The following is a 5,300-nucleotide window of genomic DNA, read 5'->3' as shown; positions in this document are numbered from 1 at the left end:
GCCGTATTTATCAGCATTCACAGCCCTGGCTAACGCTGGGGCTTTTATTTGAAACCGAGGCAGTGAATTTTGCGGTTTGAAACCGGAAAAAGGTGGGGATTCCCACCTTTTAATTGTGAGCCTGAGTCACTTCAAGCCGCGGTCACGCTGACCACCCCCAGACGGCCAAATTGGCGTTCCCGGCGATATGCAGAAATGCACAACGCTAATGGGCGCAATTTTGCGCTGATTGCCCCAGGCGCATAGAGAGTAGTTTAAAGCTACTCACAAATCCCCCCAATGCCGGGTATTACAAAAGTTTCGTAGTGCTAGCCTTCCCGCGCTTCCCCCGACTTAAAAAAAGCTGTGATTCTGTCAATTCGATTCCCACTTTCTCCACCAAATCACCGTTGAAAGCGCCCTAGCAGCCAGCACCGTGTATGCCCTGATGTATGCCCAATCAATAGATAATACATAAAAGCAATATATAACAATCACTTAATAATTCAGTTCAAACGACGCCGCCGGGTGCTTTTTTTGTGCCTGTAGCCTGAAAATGGCCTGTTTAGGCATAGTGCGGTCAACATTTTGGTCAGCTTTTCTTAAACGCCTCACACCCCCTCGAAGCTAGCCGCGTGCAGCGACAGAATTCAGCACAATTGCATTATTGATACAATATAACATATCATTTTATGCGCTTAATTCTAACGTTTAAGGGAATACACCTGTGCCACGCTCTTTATTTCTGCTTACACCGCTTGCCACTGCTCTGCTTATCAGCTCCTCTGTCTATGCAGATGATCACCATCATGGGCACGACCATGATCACTCTGGTCATGCTCATGAGCACGACGCCTATGAACATAGCAACGATAAACATAGCGATGCTGAAAACAGCATCAACGTTTCCTTAGTTGTGGAAGGCATCTACCATAATCGCTTTTCAGGAGATGCAAACTCACCTGCAGGCTTTAGCCATGAGCACGAAGGCAGTCACGATCATGAGGGAGGACATGACCACGGCGGCCATAGCCATGATCTCGACAATGGATTTAACCTGGGACACTCTGAAGTGGCTATCGAAGGGCAAACCGCCCACCTTGAGGGCAAGGCCGTTGTTTCGCTAACGGAGGACGATATCACGCTGGAAGAGGCTTTTATTGCGACGCGTACGCTGCCTAACGGCCTGCGCTTACAAGCCGGTAAGTTTCTTTCTGATATAGGCTACATTAACAGCCGACATCCTCACGCTTGGGATTTTGTTGAGCGCCCACTGGTCAATGAGTATTTGTTTGGAGAGCATGGTCTGCTCGATACAGGCCTACAGCTAACCTGGTCACCAAACAGCACCTTGACGCTGGGTAGCGAGCTGTTTCAAGGCGAGGGAGAAGGCTTCAGCCGCTTTGATGAAGGGGGCTATGAGGATCGCGCCAGTGGCCCTCGCGTGGGCACGATTTTCGCTAAATACCGCCCAGATCTCGGTGCGAATAAGCAGCTAACGCTGGGAACGTCTGCGGGCATGAACCGTCAGTATGTGCGTGTCGATGACCATGGCCACCATGCCCATACCGCTGAAGGCGACAACTGGTTCGCAGGCTTAGATGCGCGGTTTAACTACGATGCGGAGCAGCCCGGTCACCAGGGCAACTGGCAATTAGGTGCGGAATACTTCTATAGCGAACGTGACCTGCAAGAGCATGTGCAACACCATGATCACTTTCATGCACACGACCACTACACTGAGCAACAAGATGGTGCTTACATCGACGCTATTTACGGTATTGCGCCTCGCTGGGAAGTCGGCCTGCGGGCAGAAGCATTAGGGTTAACCAATAAAGTGATGGGAACCCACCCTACCGCGATCGTCTCAGAAGACACGTCCTGGCGGCAAAGCGCACAGCTCACTTGGCATGTACGCGATAACATGTTCGTACGCACGCAACTGACCCGCGAAGACTTTGCAGGGCATGATGAGCAGTGGGTGGGAATGGTGCAGTTCAACGCAGCGTTTGGCAGTCATGCAGGACATAACCACTAAGTGCGCTCAATCATAGATAAAAAGCCCGTCTCATACTCAAGAGACGGGCCCTCCTCTTAGCCTGCACACCGCGCAGCCGGCAATTAACCACCAGCCAATGTAAAGCGTGATGCACTGAAAGGGCTAATATCCAACTGGCTATCACGCCCTTGCAGCATGTCAGCTACCAAGCGCCCCGTCGTGGCACCTAGCGTTAGTCCCAATTGGCCATGACCAAAAGCCATCGCCACGTTTTCAAGCAGTGGCGATTTATCAATCACAGGCTTAGTGTCTGGCAAGAAAGGGCGCCAGCCAGCGCCAAACTCCATACCAGCCGTATTCAACGATGGCAGTATCGTCTTGGCTTTTTCAAGAATGATCTCCGCACGCTTGAAGTTCGGTTCAGCATGGTTGCCAGCAAACTCAATCGTGCCGCCGATCTGTAGCCCTCGCTCCATTGGAATCAGACCAAAGCCGCCGTCAGCATAAAAAGTGGCGTGGGTTAAGTCGACACCAGGGTTGGGTAGCAATACCTGATAGCCGCCGACCTTAATCAACGGCACCTTAATGCCTAGTGCTTCAAAAAACGCCGAGCTGCCGTTGCCTGCGGCGACCACCACCTGCTCGACCGGCAGGCTCTCACCGCTAGCCAGAGTCACACCAACGGCACGCTCTGCCTGGGTCTCAATACGCGACACACTATCCTGAACAAGCTTGCCGCCCTGCTCTACAAAGCTGTGAGCAAGCTCGGTTAGGAAGGTTTCGGTATCGCACACCGTGCGCCAATCTGACAACAACAAGCCGTGAGAAAAGCGTCCCGCTAACGCCGGCTCCATAGCGGCAATCTGTTCGGCATTTAGCGTTTCGGAAACAAACCCTAGCGCGCGACGTAGCTCTACATAAGTTTGCTCATGAGCCAGCCCAGCCGCATCGTCAAACAGTTCAAGGGTTGGTTGGTGACCAATCAGATCGTCACGACGGCACTTCGCAAGCAGGGGCTCATAATCCTGGAAGGCACAGCGCGTTAAGGTCGCTAGCTCATGGGCGATAGTGTCGATGCGCGAACGCCGCGCGTGGGTGATAAAGCGCAGCATCCAGGGTAATAACCCTGGTAATGCTGATGGCCGCAGCGCCAGCGGCCCTTTTTGATCCAACAGCCACCCAGGCACTTTTTTGATAATACCAGGCTTGGACTGAGGAATAATTTCGCTAACCGCAATCTGCCCGCAGCTCCACTTAGCGGTACTATCGCCAGACACAGCGGGCTCCACGAGCGTTACGTCGAGCCCCTCTTTTTGCAGATATAACGCACAGCAAATACCAACGATTCCACCACCAATGACCACTGTTGGATGCGTTGTAGTCATTATTATCCTCCTGGTTTTATTCAGGCGTGCTTGCAAGCAAACCCAAGGCGCAGCGATTCAGTTGTCGGCAAAAAACGCCTAGCTCAAAAGACAAACACCCCGCCTTTCGCAAGCCGGGGTGCTGTCTTATCGGTTAAAACACGTAACGACTAGCGACGATCAACTCGAGCTTGGAGCTGGCGTCGGGCTAGTAACGGCTGCGTCAGCAGCAGCTCCCAATGCTTCGGTAGAGGCAATCGCTTCCCCCTGTTTTTCCCACAGGGCACGCTCTGCATCGGTTGCCTTGGGCGAGAACAAGCCCATCTGTGCGTAAAGAATACCGATTAAAGGCGATAACCAGCAGGCAAAGGCCAGCGGAATATACAACAGGTTCTCGACGTTACCTTCGCCAATACCTAGCCCTAATACGCTAATGACGAAGGCACCACCTGCGTTCCATGGAATGAGCGGCGACATCAATGTTCCACCTTCCTCAACACCACGCGATAGGTTCAGGGTTGAGTAGCCCAGGCCACGATAAGTCGGCGCGTACATACGCCCCGGTAGCGCAACAGATAGGTAGGGGTCGCCTGCCACCAGGTTAGTTGCAAAGGAGGTAGCAATTGCCGAGGTTTGAACGCCTTTGAACGAGCGCACCTTGGACATAATGGCCTTGATGATGGTCTCCAGGCAGCCCGTTTTCTCCAACGCACCGCCAAAGGCCAAGGCAATCAGGATCAACGAGATGGTCCACATCATTGACTGAATGCCGCCACGGTTTAACAGGCTGTCCATGGCTTCCACGCCGGTTTCAATGGAGTAACCATAGTTAGCGTAAGTAACGATATCGTGCAGACCTACCCCCTGAACCGCCATGGCGGTTACCGCACCCGCCATTACACCTGCAAACAGGGAGGGAATCGGCGGCATTTTCTTGATGGCTAGCCCAATAACCAGCACCGCTGGCAACAGCAGCCAGATAGAAATAGTAAAGTGTTCGTCTAGTGACGCAGTGATGGCATCAATGCGCTCAAAAGATGCCGCTTGATCATCAATCATGGTGAAGCCCACCACCAGATAGATGGCTAACGCGATCAGCATGGCCGGAAGCGTCGTTGGCATCATGTTTTTGATATGCGAGAACACATCGTTACCGGTAACCGCCGCCGCCAGGTTTGTGGTGTCGGAAAGCGGTGAGACTTTGTCGCCAAAAAAGGCGCCAGAAACAACCGCGCCGGCAGTCCAGTAAATCGGAATTTCAAACCCAGCGCCGATACCAACAAGCGCTAAACCTACCGTACCAACGGTTCCCCAGGAGGTCCCCAAAGAAACGGACACCACCGCACAAATCAGCATCGCCGCGGCAAGGAAGAAAGCCGGAGACAACAGAAGAAGGCCGTAATAGATCAGACTGGGCACGGTACCGCTGGCAATCCAGACGCCAATAATCATGCCCACTAAGATCAACACCGAAACCGAAGGCAAAGACACGTTGATAACGTGAAACGCCCCATCTTCAATCCGCTTCCAGCGGAAGCCAAGTTTGATTCCCACTAGCGAGGTTATCGCCAGGCCGATGGCCAACGGGATATGTGGTGTGAAATCACCAAAATAGAAAATTTGTACCCCGATGGCGATTAGTGTCAGCACAACGGGCACAAGGGCAAGCCCGAGACTGGGTTTTTGACGGACCCTTTTTGGTTTATCTTCCATCTTATAGACCTCGTTATTATTGAGTTTTTAATAGGTTTATCAGCAGCGATGTTTTTCGTTTAGCAGGAGTTTTTGAGATTTATCATCTAAGGCGTTAGCAATAGACATGCTTTCTATGAGGTATACTGCCCTTTCATCTATACCAGCTAATTAAGCACAATGCGTCATCGCACTTTCAACACTTCAACAGCATTGCGATCACATCACTGTTACAAAAGAATCGGTGATTTTCAACCCAGTTGTCC

General features: G+C 52.0%; 3 protein-coding genes. 1 reads left to right on the top strand and 2 read right to left on the bottom strand.

All coding sequences use genetic code 11. The annotated features are described in order from the left end of the window. Positions 1-706 precede the first annotated feature (706 nt). Entirely contained in the window at positions 707-2,017 is a 1,311-nt protein-coding gene (locus INT22_RS15270) for a TonB-dependent receptor (protein ID WP_193060665.1), read from the top strand. Between the two features lie 83 nt (positions 2,018-2,100). Here the strand turns inward: INT22_RS15270 and INT22_RS15265 are convergent, their stop codons facing one another. Next, entirely contained in the window at positions 2,101-3,363 is a 1,263-nt protein-coding gene (locus INT22_RS15265; RefSeq protein ID WP_193060666.1) for an NAD(P)/FAD-dependent oxidoreductase, read from the bottom strand. A 159-nt stretch (positions 3,364-3,522) separates the two neighbouring features. Then, the gene (gene nhaC / locus INT22_RS15260; protein ID WP_089039934.1) at positions 3,523-5,055 is read right to left on the bottom strand and encodes a Na+/H+ antiporter NhaC; all 1,533 of its coding nucleotides are present in this window, start codon (positions 5,053-5,055) and stop codon (positions 3,523-3,525) included. Positions 5,056-5,300 lie beyond the last annotated feature (245 nt).

The sequence above is a fragment of the Halomonas sp. 3D7M genome, assembly GCF_014897885.1.
GTDB lineage: Bacteria > Pseudomonadota > Gammaproteobacteria > Pseudomonadales > Halomonadaceae > Vreelandella.
Note: the sequence above shows the minus strand (reverse complement) of the source record. Positions and strands in the feature narration are given on the sequence as shown.